The sequence below is a fragment of the Gottfriedia sp. NPDC057991 genome (genome assembly GCF_042886615.1).
GTDB lineage: Bacteria > Bacillota > Bacilli > Bacillales > Bacillaceae_G > Gottfriedia.
The window spans coordinates 601,320-628,034 of record NZ_JBHVQN010000003.1 but is presented as its reverse complement, the minus strand read 5'-3'; the positions used below and the strand labels follow the sequence as shown (position 1 = coordinate 628,034).

General features: G+C 34.9%; 15 protein-coding genes. 14 read left to right on the top strand and 1 reads right to left on the bottom strand.

Going from position 1 to position 26,715, the window contains the following annotated elements:
* The first annotated feature begins 285 nt into the window (after positions 1 to 285).
* The 7 genes from yycF to rlmH all read left to right on the top strand — a co-directional run bounded on the left by yycF (position 286) and on the right by rlmH (position 6,695).
* Positions 286 to 990, top strand: coding sequence for a response regulator YycF (gene yycF / locus ACFVR2_RS14340; RefSeq protein WP_387362728.1), 705 nt, complete (start codon positions 286 to 288; stop codon positions 988 to 990).
* The gene (gene walK, locus ACFVR2_RS14335) at positions 990 to 2,825 is read left to right on the top strand and encodes a cell wall metabolism sensor histidine kinase WalK (protein ID WP_387362726.1); all 1,836 of its coding nucleotides are present in this window, start codon (positions 990 to 992) and stop codon (positions 2,823 to 2,825) included. Before yycF ends, walK begins: the two co-directional genes overlap by 1 nt.
* Complete coding sequence (locus ACFVR2_RS14330; protein WP_387362724.1) at positions 2,822 to 4,177, top strand: YycH family regulatory protein; 1,356 nt, start codon at positions 2,822 to 2,824, stop codon at positions 4,175 to 4,177. Before walK ends, ACFVR2_RS14330 begins: the two co-directional genes overlap by 4 nt.
* Positions 4,164 to 4,961: a two-component system regulatory protein YycI gene (locus tag ACFVR2_RS14325; RefSeq protein ID WP_387362722.1), complete on the top strand. Its 798-nt coding sequence runs from the start codon at positions 4,164 to 4,166 to the stop codon at positions 4,959 to 4,961. Before ACFVR2_RS14330 ends, ACFVR2_RS14325 begins: the two co-directional genes overlap by 14 nt.
* A gap of 2 nt (positions 4,962 to 4,963) precedes the next feature.
* Entirely contained in the window at positions 4,964 to 5,758 is a 795-nt protein-coding gene (locus ACFVR2_RS14320; protein WP_387362720.1) for an MBL fold metallo-hydrolase, read from the top strand.
* Positions 5,759 to 5,964: 206 nt separating this feature from the next.
* Positions 5,965 to 6,156, top strand: a complete 192-nt coding sequence (locus tag ACFVR2_RS14315; protein WP_387362718.1) for a CxxH/CxxC protein — start codon at positions 5,965 to 5,967, stop codon at positions 6,154 to 6,156.
* A 59-nt stretch (positions 6,157 to 6,215) separates the two neighbouring features.
* A complete protein-coding gene (gene rlmH, locus ACFVR2_RS14310) occupies positions 6,216 to 6,695 on the top strand; it encodes a 23S rRNA (pseudouridine(1915)-N(3))-methyltransferase RlmH (protein WP_387362716.1) in 480 nt (159 codons plus the stop codon).
* A gap of 178 nt (positions 6,696 to 6,873) precedes the next feature.
* Here rlmH and ACFVR2_RS14305 read toward each other — a convergent pair whose 3' ends face one another.
* On the bottom strand, positions 6,874 to 8,361 hold the full coding sequence (locus tag ACFVR2_RS14305; RefSeq protein WP_387362714.1) for a DNA/RNA non-specific endonuclease: 1,488 nt from the start codon (positions 8,359 to 8,361) through the stop codon (positions 6,874 to 6,876).
* Positions 8,362 to 9,110: 749 nt separating this feature from the next.
* Here ACFVR2_RS14305 and ACFVR2_RS14300 point away from each other — a divergent pair.
* The 7 genes from ACFVR2_RS14300 to ACFVR2_RS14270 all read left to right on the top strand — a co-directional run bounded on the left by ACFVR2_RS14300 (position 9,111) and on the right by ACFVR2_RS14270 (position 26,710).
* Positions 9,111 to 9,797, top strand: coding sequence for a response regulator transcription factor (locus ACFVR2_RS14300; protein WP_387362711.1), 687 nt, complete (start codon positions 9,111 to 9,113; stop codon positions 9,795 to 9,797).
* The gene (locus tag ACFVR2_RS14295; protein ID WP_387362709.1) at positions 9,772 to 11,853 is read left to right on the top strand and encodes a HAMP domain-containing sensor histidine kinase; all 2,082 of its coding nucleotides are present in this window, start codon (positions 9,772 to 9,774) and stop codon (positions 11,851 to 11,853) included. Before ACFVR2_RS14300 ends, ACFVR2_RS14295 begins: the two co-directional genes overlap by 26 nt.
* A gap of 136 nt (positions 11,854 to 11,989) precedes the next feature.
* Positions 11,990 to 13,477 (top strand): WD40/YVTN/BNR-like repeat-containing protein, encoded by a 1,488-nt coding sequence (locus ACFVR2_RS14290; protein ID WP_387362823.1) that lies wholly within the window; start codon positions 11,990 to 11,992, stop codon positions 13,475 to 13,477.
* 431 nt (positions 13,478 to 13,908) lie between these two features.
* Positions 13,909 to 21,933: a S8 family serine peptidase gene (locus tag ACFVR2_RS14285; protein ID WP_387362707.1), complete on the top strand. Its 8,025-nt coding sequence runs from the start codon at positions 13,909 to 13,911 to the stop codon at positions 21,931 to 21,933.
* A gap of 622 nt (positions 21,934 to 22,555) precedes the next feature.
* On the top strand, positions 22,556 to 24,055 hold the full coding sequence (locus ACFVR2_RS14280; RefSeq protein WP_387362705.1) for a malate:quinone oxidoreductase: 1,500 nt from the start codon (positions 22,556 to 22,558) through the stop codon (positions 24,053 to 24,055).
* A gap of 381 nt (positions 24,056 to 24,436) precedes the next feature.
* The gene (locus ACFVR2_RS14275; RefSeq protein ID WP_387362703.1) at positions 24,437 to 25,687 is read left to right on the top strand and encodes an ABC transporter substrate-binding protein; all 1,251 of its coding nucleotides are present in this window, start codon (positions 24,437 to 24,439) and stop codon (positions 25,685 to 25,687) included.
* 84 nt (positions 25,688 to 25,771) lie between these two features.
* Entirely contained in the window at positions 25,772 to 26,710 is a 939-nt protein-coding gene (locus ACFVR2_RS14270; RefSeq protein ID WP_387362821.1) for a carbohydrate ABC transporter permease, read from the top strand.
* Positions 26,711 to 26,715: the final 5 nt, after the last annotated feature.

Sequence of the window (26,715 nt, the reverse complement as noted above, 5' to 3'; positions counted from 1 at the left end):
TAGTTTGATTAAAACGGTTCGATTTTACAAAAAAACATACTTAATTTAAAATAGAAGTAAGTGGAGTAGACCTCTAGCAACAAGCTAGAGGTTTTTTTCAAAAATCTAGTGTTTATATATAAAAAGAATAACACGTATGATCGTAGTCGTATTATATTTAGAGAGATAGTCCACAAAACGAAATTGCTATGAAAAGTTCATTTGTTGCCTAATTTAATACTAAATTGCAAAAGATATGTATAGAATTGATGGCAGCAAAAACTGACTAGAAAAGGAGTGCGGGGAATGAATAAAAAAATATTAATAGTCGATGATGAAAAACCAATTGCTGATATATTGAAGTTTAATTTAGAAAAAGAAGGTTTTGAAATTGTTTGCGCGTATGATGGAGAGGAAGCATTACAAAAAGTAGATGAGTTTCTTCCTGATCTAGTTTTATTAGATATTATGTTGCCAATTAGAGATGGTTTAGAAGTTTGTAGAGAAATTAGAAAGAATCATGATATGCCGATCATTATGATTACAGCAAAAGATTCTGAATTAGATAAAGTACTAGGTTTAGAAATGGGAGCAGATGACTACGTAACAAAACCATTTAGTACACGTGAGTTGCTTGCTAGAGTTAAAGCAAATTTACGTAGACACCAAACAGGAGCTACATCTGAAAAAGAGGAATCAGTTGAAGTTATTATTGGTTCGCTTGTTATCAATCCAAACGCTTATATCGTAACAAAACGTGGCGAGAAGATCGAATTAACTCACCGCGAATTTGAATTACTATATTACTTAGCAAAGCATATCGGACAGGTTATGACGAGAGAACACTTACTTCAAACCGTTTGGGGTTATGATTATTTTGGAGATGTACGAACTGTCGATGTAACAATTCGAAGACTTCGTGAAAAAATTGAGGACAATCCAAGTTATCCACTTTTCATTGTAACAAGAAGAGGAGTAGGATATTACCTGCGTGATCCGGAGCAAGATTAATGGCAGCTTATAATAAAGTTGGTTTATTTAAATCAATTGTATTTAAATTTGTACTTGTTTATATTTTACTCATACTGGTGGCTATGCAAATTATTAGCGTTTATTTTTCGAGAGAGCTTGAAAAGCAACTCGTAAATAGTTTTACAGTTGCGATAAACGAACGAGCTAAGCTACTGGCTTATAATATAAAAATCGAGTATGAAAAAAAGAAAACTCTGGACGATCCAGAGGTAAAAGCTAATATCCGAAAAATAGTTTCTGACTTTGGAAAGAATATTGGAATATCAGACGTAAGAGTTATTAACCAAAATAGTGAAGTCATTGCTACTTCGGATTCTAGTAATCGGTCTATTGTTGGTAAAAGGACAACTGATATTTTAGTTAAAAGAGCACTTTTAGTAGGTACTAGAACTGAAAAAGTGTTAATTGATCCTAAAAATGGTCATCGAATGAAAACGATTGTTACCCCAGTAATGGAAGGCGACGAAATTGTTTCAGCCATTTACACGAGTGCTTCAATGGAAAGCACTTATGAAAGAATGGAATTAATTAACCGTATTTTTTCAACGGGTACAATTATAGCAGTCGCGATTACATCCATTTTAGGGATATTATTGGCTAAAGCAATTACGAAGCCAATCTCTGAAATAAGAAGACAGGCCCAAGAAATGGCGAAAGGAAATTTCTCTCGCAAATTAAAGGCTTATAGTGAAGATGAGATTGGTGAATTAACGATATCATTTAATAATCTATCACGTAATTTACAGCAAGCTAGAGCTTCAACAGATGGAGAAAGAAGAAAGCTTCAATCAGTATTAGAGCATATGTCAGACGGGGTTATTGCAACTGACCGTAGAGGAAAAATTATTCTCTTAAATGATCCAGCTGAAACGATGCTAAATGTTTCACGTGAAACAGTATTAAATAAATCTATCTTAGAGGTATTGGGAATCGAAAAGATTAATACTTTAGATGATTTATACGATGAGCCAGATTCAATTATGTTAGATTATAGCGATAATAAGAGACCAATGATTATACGATCTAGCTTTTCAACTATTCAAAAAGAATCTGGTAAAGTTAATGGTCTAATCGCTGTACTTTATGATGTAACTGAACAGGAAAAGATAGAGCAAGAACGTAGAGATTTTGTTTCCAATGTGTCGCATGAATTAAGAACACCGTTAACAACGATGAGAAGCTATTTAGAAGCATTGTCAGATGGAGCTTGGGAGAATAAAGAAATTGCACCTAAGTTTTTACAAGTAACTCAAGATGAAACGGAACGAATGATTCGATTAGTAAATGACTTATTACAATTATCTAAGTTAGATAGTACTGAATATCGTTTAATGAAAGATTGGGTAAACTTTACAGAATTATTTAATCGTATAATTGATCGACATGAAATGAGTAAGTCTCAAGAAGTATCGTTCAAACGTGAGTTTATAAGTAAGACAAGATTTGTATTTATAGATGAAGATAAAATTACACAAGTGTTAGATAATATTATTTCCAATGCACTAAAGTATTCACCGGAGGGTGGGACTGTAACTTATCGTATTAAGGAGTCTAGAGATCAAATATTAGTTAGTATTACTGACGAAGGTATGGGAATTCCAAAAGAAAATCTATCAAAGATATTTGATCGTTTCTATCGAGTAGATAAAGCTAGATCAAGACAAGTTGGGGGCACTGGCCTAGGGCTTGCTTTGGCAAAAGAAATGATTTACGCGCACGATGGTCATATATGGGCTAAAAGTGAAGAAGGAAAGGGTACAACAGTCTATTTCACACTTCCAGTGGCTGATGACCAAGAGGATGAGTGGGAATGAGAAGAGAACATATAAAATCAGTTATTTTAACTACTCTTGTTATAGTAAGCTTAGTTCTTTCATATAGCTTATGGTCATATCAACCAACATACGATGTACTTCAAAATCAAGACTATGTCCAAAAAGTTTCAATTGGTGCCAAAAGAGACTTTAAGGACATAGTAATTCCGAACTTATTAGTTGTTCATGAATCGAATAAAAATTATGAAACAACTAAACAGAGTAATATATCACCGATTTATAGATCATTGCAGAAATCCGAAATCACAAATTTTGAAAACCTGACAAATAGAACATCTGAAGTTGCCTACCAATCAATAACAAAAGGAAAAAATAAACTAGAAATTATTTTTCCAACTGTAGTGCCAATTGAGACATTAGGTAAAGTTCTTAATCTAGACGCAAAACGATTACAAAATGTTTTATTTGATCGAATAATCATCAATTTATCTACTAAACAAGATTCTTCAGCAAGGATCTATTTTTCGAATGAAGCACAAAACATTCTTTATGGAGCAACATTTGATAACTCTTCAATTATTGCATCAGTTGAAAAGATAAGAGACAATTACGAAAGCTTTACTGAAAGCTTAGGATATAAGTTAGATTCAGGTAAAATAATTTATTTACCTAAAAAACCAATCAAATTAACAACGATGGAGTTCCTTACAACGGATATCGATGTTGATAAATTAAAAGATGCTATATTTAGTGATCCATCAAATGTCCGAAAAGAAAGTACCGATTCAGGAGATACATTCACAGACGGTACTAGATTAATGTCAGTTTCACCATTAAATCGGTCGATTTCATTTGTTAACCCGACAACACCTGAAAACAATAATAATCAAAGTCCTAATTTATTAGTCCAAAGAAGTGTTGATTTTATTAATGCTCACGGTGGCTGGACTGATGGATATATTTTGTCTGGCGTTAAACCTGAAAATAATGAAGTTTCATTTAGACTTTTTGTAAATAATTTACCTGTGTATAATAATTCAACAATTACGACGAGCTGGGGAGTAGACGATATAGAAACCTTTAAACGTCCATTGTATAAATTTACTAGAATCCAGGTGGACAAGAAGGAAAGTGAAATGGAGTTAATGGCTGGTTCTCAAATTATGGAGATCATATCTAAAAATAAGTCTATTAACAAATCCCTTATTAAGGATATTAGCTTAGGGTACGAGACGATATTTGATGAAGAGAAATCAACTATCAATCAACCGTACTATAATAGAGCAATTCAGTTAAAACCTGTTTGGATTATAAATTACGATGACACATATAAGAAGATTGATCAAGATTTGCTAAGTAGAACTGGGGTGAATATTGTTGGATTGGAGTAGAATCAAAACAATATTTATTTTAACTTTCTTAGTATTAGATTTATTTTTAGCGATTCAATATTATCAAAAGCGAAGTAGCGACCAGTTTGATACGATGGCGGAATCGAGTATTGAGGAGCAATTAAAGGAAAATGATATCACATATGTGACATTACCTAAAAATTCTTTAAAGGAATCTTATATATCGGGTAATAGTAAGGATTTCTCGAAGAAAAATTTTGCTGATCGAAAAGGACAGAATATACAAATCTACAAAGATGTATTACAAAGTCAATTGAAAAAACCAGTTCCAATTGCAGAGACAAATAAAATACTCTTCTTAGAAAACTTTGTGAAGGAGTATGTTTGGAATGGTGGTAACTATCGTTATTGTCAAATAGATCAAACGTCAAAAACGATATACTTCTGTCAAACCTATAAAGATCGCCTAATTTATAATATCGAAAGCTCAGTAGTTGAAATAAAGTATAACGATAATAATGAGATTTACGGGTATCGCCAAAGATATTTAGAAAACTTAAAGGAAATGATCGATAAAAAGAATGTGCAAGAAGCGTTACCGGCAATTAAAGCCATTGAAAATTTATTTGTTAAAGATGAATTAAAACCGAGTGATCGAATTACAAAGGTTGACTTTGGCTATTATACAGTAATCCCGTTATCGAATGGAGTTAAATTCATAGCACCAGCATGGCATATCATTGCCAATGAACAGCAGGATTACTTTGTAAATGCTATTGAGGGACAAATAATTAAGATAGATAAAGAACAATGGAGTGAATAGCGATGAGTCTGCATTTTAGTGTACTTGCAAGTGGAAGTACCGGAAATGCGTTATACGTTGGGACGGAGAAAACTAAGCTTTTAGTTGATACAGGACTAAGCGGTAAAGCGATGGAGTCTTTATTTAAAGAAATCAACAAGGATATAAAAGAAGTTTCCGGCATTCTAGTCACGCATGAGCATAGTGATCACATTAAAGGACTTGGAGTTCTTGCCAGAAGATATCAAATCCCAATTTACGCGAATGAAAAAACATGGAAAGCAATGAACCATTTAATTGGAGAAATTCCAACAGAGCAAAAGTTCATTTTTAACATGGAAACGACGATTCAGTTTGGGGATATTGAAGTTGAATCATTTGGTGTATCACATGACGCTGCTGAACCAATGTTTTACGTATTTCATCATAACGAGAAAAAATTTGTTACAATTACGGATACAGGCTATGTAAGTGATCGAATGAAGGGAATCATTTCTAACGCAGATATGTACATTTTTGAAAGTAACCATGATGTTGAAATGCTACGCATGGGTAGATATCCTTGGAGCATTAAACGCCGTATATTAAGCGATGTTGGTCACGTATCAAATGAGGATGCTGCACTTGCAATGGCTGATGTAATTGGAGATAAAACAAAACGTATTTATCTTGCGCATTTAAGCCAAGATAATAATATGAAAGAGCTTGCCAGAATGTCTGTTACACAAACATTAGAGGGAAAAGGATTTGAAGTTGGGATGCAATTTGAAATTCATGATACGGATCCTCAAAAACCAACAGATATAGTGTATGTATAAAACAAAGCGCATACTTAAGGGGAGAGTTTACTTTTCCTCTTTTTTTTACGTTAAAACACTATAAATTGGGCAGCAGGGAGTGGTACTCGACGTAGTCGCCAATTTTAGGAATTAAGTATAAGTGCAACTACGCCTCTGACTTCGCCTAAAAGGCTCGTCAATCGACGAGTTTTCTTTATGTGCTATAAAAAAGGAGCTGTGTATAAGTGAAAAAAACAATTTTAAGCTGTGATGAGCATGTAGAATGGGCTCTTGACGATTTTGTGGATAAGTATAGTGAAACACCTCTGTTGAATAAAGTCGAAAAAACGCATAATATATCCACAACCTGTGAATATTGTCAAAATGATGCCATATATATTGTATCGAACATAGATTCCCCCACTAAATGTGGATAGAAATTGTGGGTATGTGGATAACTTTTGTGTATAACTTGTTCGTAAAGTGAGGATATAGTGTGAATATCTCAATTATCAGTGTTGGAAAGTTAAAAGAGAAGTATTTAAAGATGGGGATAGATGAATACATAAAACGATTATCTAGTTATGCAAAAATGGATATGATCGAAGTCCCGGATGAAAAAGCACCAGAGAATTTAAGCGATGCAGACATGCTAATCGTCAAGGAAAAAGAAGGCGAAAGAATTTTAAGTAAAATAGCAGAAGATGCATATGTAATTGCATTAGCAATTAAGGGGAAGGAACATACGTCTGAATCACTAGCAAAAAAAATAGATCAACTTGCCACATATGGAAACAGCAAAGTAGCATTCGTAATTGGTGGATCGTTAGGTCTAAGTGATGCTGTGATGAAAAGAGCGGATGATACATTGTCATTTTCAAAAATGACTTTTCCGCATCAATTAATGAAGTTGGTTTTAGTCGAGCAGATTTATCGAGCTTTTCGGATTAATAGAAATGAGCCTTATCATAAGTAAATGAGATATTAGATGATTTAGTTGAAGCTAATAAAAAGTACTGGCCAGAGTTAGAATAAATGGAACATCATAAGTAAAATAGAAAAGGGAATGTGCTACCAATAGTTTTTTGGATCACATTCCCTTTTCTATGTATTTAGTCTAATTTCCCATCAAAAGAAGAAACTATCCCATTGACTTAATTTGTAAGTCCATTGTCAACGCTAGCTTCGACTGCACTTTGAACGTTAGCCGGCACCGAGGATAGGAAGTCATAACCAGTCATAGACTCAATTGAATCTACACTTACCCTATAGTAGCTCCAAGGATGGCTAGAAGTTGTTTGATCATTTGGCAGCACTACAGCTATTACCCTCGTAGAAGTTGTAACACGATTTAAATCATTATTCCCGTTTGGTAATACAACAATCACTTTCCATGTTTTTGCTGGCACGACAACGCCATTTCCAACAGTAGTCTTATATCCGTTAGACCCAGTGCCTCCGGATCCATAGCCACCAGATAGTACATATAATTCGTTTCCGGCTGATACAAGTGAACGACTATACTCTTCTAAATTTGCCCAAGTAATCTCGTTGTTATTTGGAGCTTGAGGAATCATATTGCTCATTAGAAAAGTTGCTGAATTATTAGCAACAGTAGATGTACGGTCAGCAGATGGACACATATGACCTCGATCAAACCCACTTCCTGAAAATTCACTAGCAGTAACTTGATACCACCCTGATGGCAATGTTGTATCAGCACGGAAGTCATCCTGACGAGCCGCACTTCCGAGATCAGATGAACCTATGTGCCAGCTAATCCAGTTAGGCTCATGTTTGCTATTGTTGTAAGATAGATCATACTGAGGCTTAACCATTAAATAATTATTAGAATTAGATACATTACTTGTAGCACCACTTGGATTCCCTAATCCGATATGATCATTATCAGTGCCCGTTTGAGTTTGTGTAGAAGGCTCAGCCGTAGAAGACGAATTTTGAGGAACTAGGCTGCTCGTAATCACAAAGTCATTAGCATTATTATTTGTGTCCCAACCATTTCCTTGACCTTGGACGGTTCCACCATTGTTGTCTTTACGTTCTACACTTGTCGTGGCAGAAATAGTACCTACTGGTGTAGTTTCTGAATCATTTGCAGAGCCGAAACCAACAAAATCGACCATATTTAAATCCGTTGAACCTGATACCGCTGTTGTAACTTTTGCTAGCGCAACTTTTCCGCTGCTTGCACTTAAATTGATTGTACCTGTAACATCTGCAGTCGGTAGATCAACAGTTCCGCCACCACCACTTGCTTCTTTAATTAAATAATACTGATATGAACCAATACTACCTGTCAAATTTGTAATGCTACTGAATGTACCAGTTGAAGAAGCGTATTGGACAGACCATCCAGACAAGCTAATACTTGAATCTGAAGGATTATAAAGTTCAATATAATCATTTTTGTAGGAAGTACCGCTATTACCTCCACCACCATAAACTTCGCTGATAACGACATGAGATCCAACAGCAGCCTGTGCAGGTTTCGTAAATAAGTTCCCTAAAGCAGAACTAAAAAAAACTAAACTAGAACAAACGATGAAGGCTGTCTTTCTTTTGAAATTTTTCTTAATTTTTTTAGATAACATAGTCTTTTGTACCGTTCGACTTTCTGACATAAAATAAAAACCTCCTACTAAGTTTTGAAAAAATACTGATAGTAATTGAAACAACCCAAGAATAAGAACTCGATCCATTCATTGTGTATGCTTGGGGGGGAATAAAATAGTAGGTGTCCTAAAGATGGTGTTCTGGTTGAGGGTTCTTGAGGTACCATGGACCCTGGTTATAGAGAAAATGTGCTAATATGATAATTTGCACAAGAAAAATAAAAAAATATGTTTAATAGGGCAAAAAAAACTATTACTTAATCTAGAGCAGATTGTTTACATACAGATACCTTAAAAAAACGTTTTAGCACCTCCTTATAGTATTTTTTTGTGATCTCAATTTTTGCTCACTAATAGGTTAAGAACAATAGAAAATGGCTTTAAAATGCAGGTGCATTAATTTTTTTATATTCACTTAAAACACCATGAATGACCTAAATATGTATTATATTTCCATTGCCTAATTCCACAATACCATAGTTTTTTTTAGGGAAATTTAAATTATTTGTAAATAAATAGCCAACTTTTATTAAGGAGATTTAAGTGTATACTCATTTAATCCAATAAATAATTAAAGGGTTAACTACTTACGAGCCGTCAACATTATAAAAGAAGACAAAGTCTATACTTTTTAATAATCCTAAGAAAATCTTAAGATTTACATTGAGAGGTTATTAAGATTTTACTGTTATCATCCTCTTAACATGAAAAATAAAGAGGTGATACAATTTTGAAAAAGGTAAATAGGAGAGAGATACATGAACATATTAGTTTGTGATGATGATCAGTCTATTGTTGAGGCAATTTGTATTTATCTAGAAAATGAAGGATATAGCATGTTCAAGACCTATAACGGAGTAGAGGCCTTGGAGACCATCGAAAACAAAGAAATCCATCTCATTATTATGGATATTATGATGCCTAAATTAGATGGAATTCGGACTACGATGAAGATTAGAGAAAATTATGGTGTGCCTGTCATTATGCTGTCTGCGAAGTCCGAGGATTCTGATAAAATTTTAGGCTTAAATTTAGGAGCAGATGATTACATAACAAAGCCATTCAATCCCTTAGAGCTCATTGCACGAGTTAAATCACAACTGCGAAGATATACAAGCTTAGGAAGTCTTGAAACAAAGAATAGTTTATATCGAAGTGGAGGGCTTGTAATCGATGATGAAAGCAAAATCATTACAGTTGATGGGGAAGTTGTTCATCTTACTCCAGTTCAGTATAAGATTGTAAAGCTCTTGACTGAAAATGCAGGTAGGGTATTTTCAATTGAAGAAATTTATGAAAGAGTATGGAATGAAACAGCTTTTAATCCCGAAAATACAGTATCTGTTCATATTCGAAAAATTAGAGAGAAGATCGAAATAAATCCTAAAGAACCAAAATATTTGAAGGTGGTGTGGGGAGTTGGATATAAGGTCGAGAAAATATAGTCATTCGATAACAACAAAAGTAATTGTTTTTACAATAGTCGTTTTATTTTTTTCAGGCATACTTAAGTCTATTGCGAATATGGAAGCTTTAACTGATGATGATTTTGGAATAGTCTTTGAAGATAATTACTTTCTAAGCAAATCCTATATGTTGGAAGTTGAGCCTATTTTAAGTAGCCTGACTCAATTAGTAAGTGAGTATAAAAGTGAAGAGAATATTTCAAAGGGTGGAACAATTAGTACAGAGGATCTGAAAACAATTGAAGAATCTTTATATCCTGATTTTGAGGCGCGGTCCAAAATATATAATCCAAGCTTAAGCGAAGAAGAAAACTTTAAAAATTTTAAAAAGGCTTATGCAAAAGAAATTAATCAAGCAAAGAATCAGATGATAACGGATGATCTAAAAACATATCAAGGGTTGATGCAGGTAGTAGCTGGAAATAAAGATCTATTATATTATGCCAATGATGGTGTTAATGAGTTTACGAATAATACTTTCAAAGGTCAATTTAAAGGAAATCCTTCTTATGTAATATACAAAGATTATAAAAGAGAAATTTATCCAGCAACAATTGAAAAGAATAAGCGTTTTAATTGGATTACTGAAGATTTAGATCCGTTGAATGCAAAGAATATGGAAGTTTCTATTGCATTCAAGCAAGATGCTTTGGATCAAAAAATAAAAGAATGGAAAGAAAATAAGTCAATTGCAACGAAGGCATTCATTCTTTTCATAACCTGTTCAGTAGGGTTTTTACTATCTTTTGCTTACTTAGCATTCATTATTGGTAGAAAATCATTTAAAGCTCAAGAATTACATTTAAATGCCACTGATAAATTATTTAATGATATTAATATAGTACTGTTAATAGCTCTAATTTCCTCTTGGATAGCTTTAGTAGAAATGCTGACAATTGAAGTCATTAATAAGTTAGTTTTCTTCCTTACGATACCGTTTTTAATTGTAGCATTAGTGCTGATTCTATCATTAATAAAAAATATTAAAAATAGAACACTGATAAAACATACTTTAATCTATCTTTTATTAAGTAGGCTTTTTACATTTATTAAAAATGTATATAAGAGCGGCAATATTGGCGTGAAAACTGTATTACTCGTAGTTGGTTATCCAGTATTAATTGCATTAACGTTTTATATATTCCCAATCACGATCGGTTTTGCAGCATGGTTTGCGTATAAACAAGTAAAAAAATTCAATGCGATTAAAGAAGGGGTCGAGCAAATAAAAGCAGGCGATTTCCATCACCGTATAGAGGTAGATGGGAAAGGTGAGTTTGCAAGTCTTGCTAATAATATAAATACCATTACAGATGGTTTGAAAACAGCCGTTAATCGTGAACTAAAAAGTGAGAGAATGAAAACGGAGCTCATCACTAATGTATCACACGATATAAGGACACCACTGACTTCAATCATTACGTATGTCGATTTATTAAAAAGGGAAGAGAACCCTCTTAAAATACAAGAATATGTAGAAGTTTTGGATCAAAAATCGCAAAGATTAAAGCTATTAACGGATGATTTATTTGAAGCAGCAAAAGCATCTAGCGGAACAATACCAGTTCACCTTGAACGGATCGATATTTTATCGTTAATTACCCAAGGCTTAGGTGAAGTTAATGCAAAAATTGAAGCTTTAGATTTAGCATTTAAAATAAATCAACCTCAAGATAAACTCTATGTTGCAGCGGATGGAAAACTATTATGGAGGTCTGTGGAGAATTTATTATCAAATATATTTAAATATGCACTTAGAGGATCAAGGGTATATATTGATATTGAAGATATGGGTCATGATATACTTCTAACCTTCAAAAACATTTCAGCTTATGAGTTAAATATTTCAGCTGATGAACTAATGGAACGATTTAAAAGAGGCGATGAATCGAGAACTAGCCAAGGAAGCGGTTTAGGTCTTTCGATAGCAAAAAGTCTAATTGAAATTCAAAAAGGACAGTTTTCAATTCAAGTTGATGGTGATTTATTTAAGGCGATGATTCGAATACCTAAACATAATAGTTTAATTTCTTAATCTAAAATAATTCAGATTTAGCACTCCTATTCAAATTGGGGTGCTTTTTTATTTAATGAGGCTAGACGGTCAATCACGGGTCATGCAGAAATCTATGAAAACAAAGTATACTTAGAATGGATGAATAGAACGACAAATTCAATTAGGGGGGATCTATAGATTGAGGGGAAATGTAAAAAGAATACTTAAATCATTATTAACAAATCCGATTTTCTTAATTGGATACTGGATTTTTGGAATAAAGTTAGCTTCAATATGCAAGTATGGAAGTATCGATAAAAATCTACCTATTTTATTAGTAAGCGTAGCCCTATTAATATTGGTCATTTTATTTACCATAATAATAGTTATAAAAAGTAGCGAGCGTAAACCGAATAAACTAACGGATTTAAAAGCATGGAAAATCATTTCGATTGTCTTGTTTGTTGCAATTACATTATTTTACGGAGCGAACATATATAAAAGTGCGACAAATTTTGGCGGTAAACTTGCGTGGTATATAGAACGACTAAAAAATCAAAGATCAATTAAATTTCAGCATAACAATATATATCAATATGGCGTTGAGGGCATTTTTGAAGATATAAATAATAAGTATACATTGCCCCAAAAACTATATATGGAAAAAAATTTCTCCCTTAAATTTAATTCAGATGGAACGATTACATCCTTTGATACATTTGTTTATGGGAAGAATAACAATGGAAAAGAAGAAAGCTTTCTAATAACTTATGATAAAAATAAGTCAGAAAATATTACATTATATTTACACGGGTATGCCGCTCCTAATTATAATGACGATAAACTGTTAGAACCTTTAATTGAAACCGTTAATGTGGTTCCAATTAAAAAAGCAGTTAGCAAATGGAATGGAAATCAGTATGGATTGATCTATTACGGTAAAAGAAATTGGGGTTACAATACAAATGGAATCATTAATATTGATAAGGATGGAAGAGAATATAGTCCTGAAACAGCAAGTACTGAAATAATTGGCTATACAGTATCCTTATTTGTCCATGGAATGGATAAAGTAATCACTCCGGCTAGATATAACTTAATAGGTGATCCAAATTGGAGCAAACCATCTACTACTCCAAATCAAGCTACTTCAGATGAGAAGAAAAACGAGCAAACTAATACAAAGGAACAATTCTTTCTATCTAAAGAAGTAGGTTATAAACTAAATGTTGCAGATAAAGCATTAGGAAGCACATTTTATTCATTAAGCAAAACTACTGATGGTGGAAATACATGGACGGTCATAAATGATGACCCGTACAGCGGAACAGTTGGTGGAGCTTCAGGTATCGTCTTTTTGGACGACAAACTCGGATTTTTAGGAGCAGTTAACCCTTCAGGTAATGAAGGAGCCTTATACCGCACAGATGACGGGGGCAAAACTTTTAAAAAAGTAAACTATACACCTCACGAAGTAAAGTTGAATAATGGACAGATTATTAAACCTTTTGATACTCCGAGTATGCCTTATGAGATGGATGGAGTTTTAAGTATGTTGGTTGGTCAAGGTTCAGATGGCGATTATAATGGTAATAGTAGCGAACTTTATCAGTCAAATGATAAAGGACAAACTTGGAAATTTATCCAGGAAATTAAAAAATAGATCGGATTAGATTGTAGAAAGGGTCTCTCAAAGAATTGAGAGGTCTTTTTTTATGTTCTTAAGTAGATATGGAATCACTAAAAAAGGATTAAGAATTACTAATTTATCCCAAAAATTTAAAATTGCCAAAATTTGTAGAATGACAAGTTGCAAATTCCCCCAAATCCATTTCTATAAAATATGCATATAAAACAATGAAAAAAGAATATTGCTCCAAATATTTAACAAAATATGACAAAAATTTTTCTTCATCTTACGCTAAAATTCCCCAATTTACTGTTCCTACAACCCAACTTATAATGAAGAATGGCGGTTAAATTGTCGCAAAATTTTAAAGACTATTAAAATTCTGTCATTAAAGGGGGAAAATGGTTAGGGGGAAATAGGCTTTTGCTCTATTTATTAAATTAAAGAAGGGAAATGAGAAAGGTATGAGCCATCGTAAAATGAAAAAGATGGTCATGTCAACGTTTCTTGCAACTTCAACACTGCTAGGCTACACAGCTCAGGCTTATGCCATGTCAGGTGGAACATCTGCAAGTAATGGCCAAACTGTTCAGTTAGACAGTAATAGCAAACTTGACTTGACTCAAGCACAACAATTGCAAAATTTATATTTAGAGAAGCTTCAATTTGATCCGAAGCTATTAAATTCTTCGGACCAACTAGATTTAATTATTCAATTCAATGTTGATCCAGCCCCAATTCAAATGCAAAATCAACAGAAGAGTGCATCTTCTGGAAAACTGTCTGTTAATCAAGAAAGCACGCCGGCTGTTACGTTAGAAAGTGCTCAAACAGAAGTAAATCAAACACACAGTGACTTTAAGAGCTTCGTTAGCAACGAATCTAAAAAATTGAAAGCTACAGGCGAATCCTCTAGCGCTATTCATATAGGAAGAGAGTATACTCAAGTATTTAACGGGTTAGCTGTCAAAATTCCTAAAAGTTCACTTAATGATCTATTGGCATTACCTTACGTAAAGAGTGTCTATCAAAATGTCAAATATGCTCCAATTCCAGCTTCTCAGTCAAACGATATTCCAGCGAGCGTAACAGGTGACGGAAAGGTTTCTGATCAAAAAACAAATCCAAATGTATTACCTGTTATTCGTTCAAATCGTTCTAACATACAATCAGCAAGTAGTACTTCAGAGAACTCTTCCGTTTCAGAAAAAACAGTTAATACGCAGTCTGGGACTGTTCCACCTCCAGGTCCAGAAGGCCCACAATCTGGTGAAACGGCAGTTCTTGATTGGTTGAAAATACATGATCTACAAAATGAAAACATCACAGGGAAAGGCGTAAAAGTCGGTGTTATTGACACAGGTCTTGACTATAATCATCCAGATATTGCTGGTGAATATCAAGGTGGTAAGGATTTTGTAGACAATGACAACGACCCGATGGAAACGGTATATTCTGACTGGTTGGCTGCAAAAAATGCCAATGATTCACTTCCATCTAATCAACAAGATCCAAACTTTCCAACAGATTACCATGGATATATTACATCTCATGGAACTCACGTAGCTGGAACAATTGCAGGTCAATCAAGAAATAGTTCTCCTTATGCAGTTAGAGGAGTTGCTCCTGAAGTTCAGTTATATGCTTACCGTGTATTAGGTCCTCACGGTGGTACAGATGAGGCAGTTATGGCAGGGATTGAGCAATCTTATAAGGATGGGTGTAAAGTAATTAACTTATCACTTGGTGCATCTTATAATGATTCATTGTCTCCTAATGCTGTTGCAATTAACAATATTTCTGACCTTGGAGTAACTGCGGTTATCGCTGCTGGTAATTCTGGTCCGGGTGCTGGAACAGTGGGAACTCCGGGGGCTGCAGCAAAGGCAATAACTGTCGGCGCAATTGCTACACCTACCCAAGTTCCAACGTTTGACATCCATTCATTTGGAGCATCGGGGGAAGATTCATTTGCGATTACAAATACTCGTTTAATCGGAAAGGATTTCACGGAATCGGATTCAAAGCTTAGTGGAACGACTCAGTATGATATCGTAGACGCCGGATACGGCACACCTGCTTGGTACGATGATCTTCGTAATAAAAATATTGATGTGAAAGATAAGGTTGTTATTGTTAAGCGCGGTGCTGCATCTATGGACCAGTTAATGATGTACGCGACTAATGAACATGCTAAGGCCATGATTTTGTGGAATCCATCAGACAATCCTAATCTTCTATTTGATGATCAAGGGTATTATCCATTTTATTTTGGTTCTAAGGGTAGTACGGTTTACACTTTGCAAATAGGCAAGAACGATGGAACAAAATTCTATAATGCTTTTAAGGCCGGTACGATTAAGAAAATATCTGTATCGAATGCTGGAAATTACACAATGCCAGGGAATTCACTTGCTAGTTTTAGTTCTACCGGTCCTGTTACAGGCTCATTAGCAATTAAACCTGATGTTGTTGCCCCAGGTGTAGATATTTTCTCAACAGCTCCTTATGATATATGGGAACCAGCTAACAAAGATTATTCTTATACTTATCAATCAATGTCAGGTACATCAATGGCTACTCCTCATGTTGCTGGTATGGCAGCATTGATTTTATCAGCTCATCCAAACTATAAGCCTGAGGACGTCAAAGTAGCATTGATGCAAACTGCTGATGCAATAGACTCACAAAAAAGTTTATTCCAAATCGGCTCTGGTAAAGCCGATCCATATCAGGCAGTGCATTCTGATATGCAATTTAAGGTAAAGGATTTTATTCAATCACGCTCATCAACTGACGATTCATCAAGTTCAAATATTATTAACATAGCAAATACAACAGGTTCATTCTCGTTTGGTTATACAGCTCGTTCAGTAGATGGTTCTATTACGAAAACAGGCGATTTGTATATTACGAATAACGGGAATGCTGCTAAGACCTTCGACGGATCGAGCGCTTTCTTTAAGGATGCGTTTATGACAAATGGACAAGATGGGGTAGAACAAGGTGCTAAAATTAGCATAAGTAATGCAGCATCCCCTGAGACTGAATTAAAGTCAATTACAGTTCCAGCAGGAGGAACAATTCATCTAACAGTAAAATTTACTGCTCCTACTTCAGCTGCAAGTGGATATTACGAGGCATATATTAACTTTGTTAATCCAGCTAATCCTAATGAAACTTACCGTATGCCTCTTGCTATTAACGTTCAAAGTAGAGGACTAGATTTTAGAATCCAAAGAAAAGCTTTTACGCTAAGTGGTGATAAAAACTTTAATCCTAATACATTTGCTGTTACTCCTCAATCTTGGGCAGAGGTTCGAGTGAAAAGCACACTGGATCCTTCATTTGGCTTTAAGCTTTATCTTATGGATCTAACAGGAAGTAAATATATAGGATATATTGCTACATTTAATCTTTCTGCTTTTACTCTTGGTAATTTGGTTTATGCACCGTTATTAATTAATGGTAGTTATTACCCTTATAAAGATCCAATTTCCAAGGATGATCCTAATTTATCAGTTAAACTGACACAACAACAATCAACTCAAAAGCAAGTTGGAGAAGGTGGTTATACAATACAAGCTCGTGCTTTAGACGCTTCTAATGGTCAGTTATATGAAAAAAACGGCACAGTTTATGTTGATAACACTGCACCAACAGTACAAATGGATAAAGGTAGTGAACCAGGGATTTATGAGATTGATCCAAACGCTCCTATGACTGATGGAGCTCTAAAATGGTTCTCAGGAAAAGCTTACGATTCAAATGTTGATTATATGAAAAACGTAGGGCATGAAACGCAAGTTCCTGCACCGCCGAACTATGATACTGATACAAATGTAAGTCAATCTTTAGGTAGAATTGACGGAATGCTTGGTGATTCAAACTCAGCACCGTACGTCAACTACTTCCTTACCCCTAGTGGTGATGGACAATTTAGATTTGGAATTAGCAAAGAAGACCTTGTGAATACTGATGCTGACCCATTAAAAGAAAATTACGGTACACAGTTCAGAATTTATCCTGAAGATTACTCGTTTGCAGGTAATCTTGAAACGCAAGGGCAATTTTATTATTTTGTTAAAAAAGGTAATGAGTATGTAGTAAATCGATTTGCACGACTTGATTCACCTGGTTCAACTACATTAAATGGAGTAGACCCTAACTTCCTTGTTGATAAAACATTAGTCTCTAAAGGAGATAATTTTAAATCAACATTATCTATTAAGTATCCGAAAAAGCTTGTAGGAGCAAAGTTTTATATTGATAGCCTTTATTTTGCTGATATTAAGGATATCGATTTCAGTCCAGAATATAAAGCCTTTTTAGCAACAAAGGGTATTACAGCTGACAAGTCTTGGATTCATCAAGACACAGATGTAAATGGAGATTTTATATTCAATTTCAATCTTCCAAAAGATTTACAAGCTCAAGGTGTATTAAATACAGCAGACACAATGAGCGGAGGTGTTGCCCAAGAAATGCCTCTTCTTGATATTAAATACAAAGTGACAAATGATGCTGGATTAGATACATTATGGCTTCAAGGATCTGCGAATATCCCGGAAATCACAACATATGACGGTGGGGAAAATGGGATGGATCGAGTCCCTACATTCCTTGATAAAAAACTTTATATTAAAGGCTCAGCAAATATTAGTGGAAGTATTAGACCGGAAGGATTCCAAAACTATGCGACCTCTAATACATTCGGTAGATCAACGCCAATAACAGCTGATGGTTCGGGTGTTGAAGTTAAGTTTGAAGATCCTAATGCGGGTGGTATTACTTCTAAATTGTCAATAGTTCAGGATACTACAGCCGGCGCTTCAAGTGCAAATCCAGGGATTATTCAGTCTGGTTTATTCACAACTGACCTTCCTATGCAAGCAGGAGATAAACCATATAACTTTACAATGAAAATGCCAGGTCATTTAACATATTATGGTACATTAGCTGTTAATTCTGCAGGACAATATAATTACGCAGCAGGAGGAAATTATTCTGTTCCGAATGCAATCATGCTTGCAGGTGACGTGAATGGTGACGATGTAATCGATATGAGAGACATTGAAGCTGAAAGCGCAGCTTACAATAGCTTTGTTGACACATCATCAGCTTACACAAGAAATGCTGATTTAAACTTCGACGGTACAATTGATTATAACGACTTTGAATACATCATCAAAAACTTTGGAAAATACAATACGACTGCACCAAATGCATCAACTTTAGACGGAAAAATCGTTTTAACTACAAGTAAAGCAATAACAATTACTGGATTTGGCACTTTACCAAGCGGTTCAGATCTTACTGCTTTTAACACTGTTGTAAAACCAGTGCCATATATTAAAACAAGTGATAGCAACGCTTTTGTATATTATGGAAAAGTTAATCCGTTTCAACTATTTTCTGTTGGCTACAAAACACCAGACGTTGTAACTGGGGCTACGACACTTACGCAAATTGAAGATACAGCTTGGAGAGCTGCTATAGACGGTGCAGGTGGACAAATTCTAATTGATGGAGTCGACCGAAAAGCAACTACGAATGTATATAATGGTGTTTCATCAAATTCAATTATCGGAAAAGTTGTAAATGGAAAAGGACAATATGAATTTGATCCATCATTGTTCAAAAAAGCAGGAGTCCACACAATCGTGTTCAAGGCTCCGGGTTATATGGATCGCTCTTTAAAATTTAAAATGCAAAATGGTGGAGGAACTAGCTTTTCACTTTTATCACCAAACAACGTTGCAACAATTGGAAAAGCGTTGACATACACTCGATCAGATACGACAGGTTCAACAGCTGCGCACTATCGTGATATTTGGCAGCCAAATATTAATTCAATAACAGTAACTGCCCCAAATAATAATGTTGTTAAAAACTATACAGGAACTGAATTGGCAGGACTATTTAACCAATTGACGCCAGCAAACGCAACAACATTTAACTTTACGATCCCGGCAGGTGTTTTCTCGACGCCATCGTCGGGTAGTGCAGATTGGAAGATTACAATCGCAGCTGACAATTATGATTCGTATTCATTCACACAAAGAATTAATGCGTTCTCAGCACCAACGTTGACTGCCGAAGCAAATCGATATTTTAATGATAGCAATTCAAATCCAATTTCGATTGGAGTTGGAGCTACAAACGATACACAAGCGTGGAGAGATGCGATTACAGCCATTCAAATTGGCGGTACTACAATTAATAGAGCAGATTTTGAAGCGAATAAAATTACAGTAGGTGCTCCTGGAACACCAATTAAGATTGATGAAGCGCTAATCACTGCTCCAGGTAGTATAAAAATCAATATTATCGCATCAAATTACCAAACTGCGTCTGTTGATCAACCTTTATACAAACAAGGGGTAACACTTACAAGTCCGGCAGGAACGATTTATGCTGGCAAAGACCTTGTAATGAAATTTAACCCAGGTGCAACTGCATCTGATTGGATAGCTGTTATGAAGGCTAGCGGCGATATTAAATTTAGCGGAAATTCGATTAAAACTAAGGCTGTGATTGATGAAACAGCAGGAACTTTAACGATTCCATATGATTTAGTAAGAACAAATGGTGGCGCAGCAGTTTCAAGGAGCTTAGTTGTTTCAGCTCCGGGTTATGCTGACGTTAATGTAAATACAACTGTTACACCACAAACTGCACCTGTCATTACACTTTCGTCAACTACAGGAACACCTCAGTTTGGTGATACCATTTCTTACTCTATTAATGGGGATGATAATCCGTTATGGAGAAGTTCAATTTTACTTGCACCAACGTCAGATCAATCGGTAGATAACGGTGATGTCACTATTCAGTTATCATCGGTTACATCAGTAAAACCTTATGTCACAACATCTGTAAAAAATGGTACAGGATCAGTAACGATTGATGGAAATGCAACACAATCTAATACTGTTGCAGGTAATAAGAACGTTAAGTTCATATCACCTTACTTTACGCCAATCACAATCGCTCAACCATTTGCTCAAAGAACGGCACCAACACCGAGCGTGACGCTAAGTGGCGTTAATAAACCAGTGATTATGACAGTACCTAATAATACTGAAAATATGAGATGGGCAAATGCAGCTAAAGCAGTTTCTGGTGATATTACAGTAGAAGGAGTATCAGTAAAATCTGATGCGACAATCTCATCAGATAAGAGCAATATCACAATTACACTTCCTGGAACAGCATTTACAACGACAGGTAATAAAGAAATTAAGTTTACGGCGTATTGCTACCCAGACATGAAGGTTACTCAAGTTGTTAAGAGCAATGCACCAGTGTTTGTATCAAAAATTGCTTATATTCAAGAAGATACACCAATCACTACTAGCTACAATCAGGATTCAGATTGGCTTGCAGCATCACCTGTTGTTTCACTGAATGGCAAAGTGGTTGATTCTAGCAAGTACACGCTTACAGCTAAGGAACTGACATTTGTTGATCGATCTTTATTTAAAGACCTAGGTGATTATGAGTTTACAATTTCTGCGCCTGGATATTTGGACACTTCATTTACTATTATCATCAGTGATGATTTGTCACACTTGATTTCGGCAACATCGGACAGCAATGGAAAAATTGATCCGGACGGCTTCGTTTCGGTAAAACATGGTTCTAATCAGACGTATAAAATCACGCCGAATACCGGTTTTGAGATTGGAAGCGTTAAAGTTGACGGACAAGAAGTAACAGTAACAAATGGTGAGTACACATTTACAAACGTAACGAAGAATCATTCGATCAATGTAACGTTCAAACAAATCGTTCACATCATCACGGCAACAGCTGGAACTAACGGAACGATTAGTCCGAACGGCAGAATTACAGCAAATCACGGAACAAACCAAACATTTACGATCACACCTTATGACGGTTTTGAAGTTGCAACATTTAAAGTAGATGGTGTAGATGCACAGTTAACAAACAATACGTACACATTTACGAATGTAACAAAAGATCACACGATTAATGTAACGTTTAAACAAATAGTACACACAATAACAGCAACAACTGGAAGCAATGGAACGATCAGTCCAAGCGGTAATGTTTCTGTAAATCATGGAAAAGATCAAACATTTACGGTTACACCGAATAAAGGCTATGAGGTTGCTACATTTACTGTTGATGGTGTGAATGCAAATCTTACAAATAACTCTTATACATTTACAAATGTAACGAAGGATCACATGATTAACGTAACGTTCAAAAAGATCGTTTACACTATCATAGTATCAGCTGAAGGGAATGGAACGATCAGCCCTGTTGGTATACTTAATGTAGATGAAGGAGCAAATCAAACATTCAAAATTACACCTGATAAGGGTAGTTATGAGGTTGATACGTTTAAAGTAGACGGAGTGGAAACAAAGCTAACAAATAATACGTATACATTAACGAATATAACAAAGAACCATACAATCGGTGTTACGTTTAAACATAAGGGTAACAGTGGAAAGTAATGGAACAACTAGTATAATCGTCAATCTTTCAAGAAAAAATAAGTACCGTTAAATAATTAGAAAATATATTTTTTCGAATGAGGAATTAAAGTGCTTGTTTGGAGTCGCACTAGGCTGTCGGGATCTTCTCGGCAGTCTCTTTTTTTGTGTATAAATCATTTAAGTCGGAGTAAATTTAGACTAAAATTTGGTTCAATTAAATAATTTTAAAATAATAAGCAAATCTTTCCTTCAGTTATTTTATATTGCACACGAGACAAACTTAAAATAAGCGCTTACTATATAGAGGTAGGGTTCACTAAGTAATAGCGAGTCAGAATTTATTTTTCTAAAATAAGAACCTTAATGATAGATTTTTAACTTTTGTACATTGTTTAAATAGTTTATAATTATCAGATAAAGAAAAAATTTTTTTAGGGCAGTTAATAATAGAAATATACTATTAATTAGATATAACTAAATAGTGATATACTATTATTAAAATGTAGCTTAAATGTGTTATACTATTAATAAGATATAATTGAGACAGAAAAGGTGTGTTCCTAGGTGGTGCCTTGCTTTTTGTGACACCTAAGCAGGAAAACCTACTTTTTTGCAAATAAAGGGGAAAAGGAAGGTTATTATGAGCAACAGACAAACTAGAACAGACATTATCTTAATTGGTGCCGGAGTCATGAGCGCGACTTTGGGATCATTACTAAAAGAATTAGCACCGGAATTGGAAATTAAAGTATTTGAGAAATTAGAAAAAGCAGGAGAAGAAAGCTCTAATGAGTGGAATAATGCAGGTACGGGACATGCTGCATTATGTGAGCTTAACTATACATCAGAAAAAGCTGATGGATCGATTGATATTAGCAAAGCAATAAAAATTAATGAACAGTTTCAACTTTCAAGACAATTTTGGTCTTATCTTGTAAACAACGACCTAATTCGTAATCCACAAGACTTTATCATGCCAATTCCTCATATGAGTTTAGTGCAAGGTAAAGAAGATGTGGAATTTTTAAACAAACGATTTGAAGCGCTTTCTAACAATCCTCTATTTAAAGGAATGGAATACTCAGAGGACGCTGAAAAGCTGAAAGAATGGATTCCGCTAATCATGGAAGGGCGCACATCTAATGAACCAATAGCGGCAACAAAAATAGACTCAGGAACGGATGTAAACTTTGGAGCTTTAACACGTATGATGTTTGAGCACTTAGAGAGAAATAATGTAGAGATAAACTATCGACATAGTGTTGAGGACATTAAACGCACTAGTGACGGCGGGTGGGAAGTAAAAGTGTATAATATGAGTACTGGCAATATTGATTCCCACATTGCAAAATTCGTATTTATCGGAAGCGGAGGAGCTAGTCTACCTTTACTACAAAAAACTGGTATCCCTGAGTCAAAACATATTGGGGGGTTCCCTGTAAGTGGACTATTCTTAGTATGTAAAAATCCGGAAGTTGCAAAACAACACCATGCAAAAGTCTACGGAAAAGCTAAAGTTGGTGCACCACCAATGTCTGTTCCGCATCTTGATACAAGATATATCGATAACCAAAAGTCATTATTATTTGGACCTTTTGCTGGGTTTTCACCAAAGTTCTTAAAAACAGGTTCAAATATGGATCTGATTAGTTCTGTAAAACCTAATAACGTCATGACTATGTTAGCGGCAGGCGTAAAAGAGATGGCATTAACTAAATATTTAATTCAACAAGTCTTATTATCGAATGAAAAACGTATGGAAGAATTACGTGAATTTATTCCGAATGCTAAGAGTGAGGATTGGGATATCGTAGTTGCTGGTCAACGTGTACAAGTTATTAAAGACACGCCAGCTGGAAAAGGAACGCTTCAATTTGGTACTGAAGTAGTTAGTGCAGCTGATGGATCGATCGCGGCATTACTTGGAGCATCTCCAGGTGCTTCAACAGCTGTTCATGTAATGCTTGAAGTATTAGAAAAATGCTTCCCTGGGCATATGATGGAGTGGGCTCCAAAGATTAGAGAAATGATTCCTTCATTTGGTTTATCTTTAGAAGAACATCCAGAACTTTTAGAGGAAATTCAAGCTTCAACTTCAAAAACGCTTGGATTAAATGAAAAAGAGCTAGCTTATAGTTGATTTTTATAAATAACATAATAAAGTATAGAACCTTCAAATTGACGTTTTATTGAAGGTTCTTTTTGCTGTGACAGGGAATAAGTGGATAAGAGCTGAATAATGAATAATTTGAGGAATCATGTCGATTTAAATTTTTTGAAAAATTGAAAAAAAGTGTTCAGGATTTAAAAAAGAGGTGATATACTACTTACAACTGGTAATGACATCATTACTAAATGGTTTTTTGAAAGTGAAATAGGGGTGATGAAACTTTTATATTAGAAAATTAAACATTTTTTGTAAGCCTTTACATGTTAACTGGTAATAACATCATGACAACAACTAGATTAAACCACTCGATTGAAAGGCTATTATACTTTTAAGAGAAAGAAGGGGAATGGGATGAAAAAGTGGCTTGTTTTGCTACTAACCTTGGCTTTAGGCTTACTAGGATTAGCTGGATGTGGTAGTAATGACACATCGGGGGATGCAAAAGATGGAAAGGTTGAAATTACTTACGGTTTTTGGGATAAGAAGCAAGTTCCCGCGGTTGATGAAATTATAAAATTATTTAATGAAAAGTACCCTAATATTAAAGTAAAAACGGAGCTTACTCCATATGCACAGTATTTCCAAAAGCTAGAAACAGCTGCAACAGGAGGAGCGTTACCGGACGTTTTATGGATGAATGGACCACATGTAGTCCAATATGCGGAAGGTAAAGTAATTGTCCCACTTAGTGACTTAGCATCAAAGGACAACTATAGTCTAGACAATTATCCTAAGTCTTTAGTCGATCTTTATACGGTAGACGGAAAGCTTTATGGTATTCCAAAAGACTTTGATACAACTGGACTTTGGTATAACAAAAAGATTTTTGATGATGCAGGTATACCTTACCCAGATAATACTTGGGATTGGAATAAGTTAAAAGAAGTAGCAAAGAAGCTTACAAATAAAGAAAAAGGTATTTATGGTTTCGCAGCTTTAATGGGTAACCAAGGCGGATACTATGACTTCATTTGGCAAAATGGTGGACATATTATTTCCGATGATGGCAAGTCAGTCGGATTTGATCAACCTGAAGCAATTGAAGCACTTAAATATAATATTAGTTTTATAAAAGAAGGCTTGTCTCCAACACAAGCTCAAATGACGGAAACAGCACCATCAGAGTTATTCTCTTCAGGAAAAATTGCAATGATGTTTGATGGACCTTGGATGGTTCCTGAGTATAAGAAAAATCCAAATTTAAATGTAGCTGTCGTACCAAAAGGAAAACAACGTGCAGTTTCTATTCATGGATTAGCAAATGTAATTGCGGCAAATACGAAGCATAAAGATGCTGCTTGGAAGTTTGTTCAATTCCTAGGTTCTAAAGAAGTAGCAGAAGTATACGCGAAAACTGGTACAGTAATCCCTGCTTACAATGGTACACAAGATGCTTGGCTAAAGGCTGTTCCAAATTTAAATCTTCAAGCCTTTATTGATGGAGTTGACTATTCAGTTCCATTACCTAGTGTTAAAAATACAGGAGAAATTTGGCAGTATGAAACAGATATCTTGAAAAAGGCATGGAGTAATGAAGAAAGTGTTGAAGATGCTGCAAAAGAATTAACGAAAAAAGCAGACGAGGCACTAGCTAAGAACTAAAAAAATAAAGAGAAGAAGCTCTCTAAAGTCATAAATCACTTCTTCTCTTTATTTCTCTTAAAAGGAGTGAATACAGTGAAGGAAATGCCTCTACAAGTTGAAATAAAATCAAAAAGTAAATTAAAGATACCAAGCTTAGCAAAGACAAGAAAACGATCAGATTATCTTTGGGCATATTTTATGATTGCACCAACAATGATTGGTTTAACAATTTTCTACTTATGGCCAATTATCCAAACGGTTTACTTCAGTTTTACGGAATGGGGAGCATTTGGGCAATATGAGTGGACAGGATTGGATAATTATAGACGCATGCTAGAAGACACTAATCTGTTGCAGTCATTTAAAAATACAGGGATTTATATCATTTTTACAGTTCCAATCGGTATCTTCTTATCGATTCTGATAGCAGTTCTCTTAAACCAAAAAATTAAGGGTAAATCTGTTTATCGAACATTGTATTTTTTACCTGTTATTACCATGCCAGCAGCAATCGCTATGGTTTGGAGATGGCTATATAATTCTGATTATGGGCTCCTAAATTATCTTTTATCCATCTTTGGAATTAAAGGTCCACAGTGGGTAAGTGATCCGAAAGTTGCACTGTATTCAATAATTGTCGTAGCAATTTGGAGTGGTCTCGGTTACAACATGGTTATTTTTCTTTCAGGGCTTCAAGGAATCCCAAAAACATATTACGAAGCAGCGGAAATAGATGGTGCTGGGCCAATCAGGGTCTTCTTTAAAATAACACTACCTTTACTTTCCCCAGTTATATTCTTCGTAACAATCATGTCCTTTATTGGGGCATTCCAAGTGTTTGATTTAATTTTTATGATGATTGGGAAAAGCAGTACAGCACTGGAAAGTACTCAATCAATCGTATATTTGTTTTACCAGCACGCATTCGTGTTAAATGACAAAGGTTATGCTGCCGCAATTGCAGTTTTACTATTAATCATTATTTTAATCATTACAGCGATTCAAATGGTTTTACAAAAGAAATGGGTTCATTATGATTGAAGGAG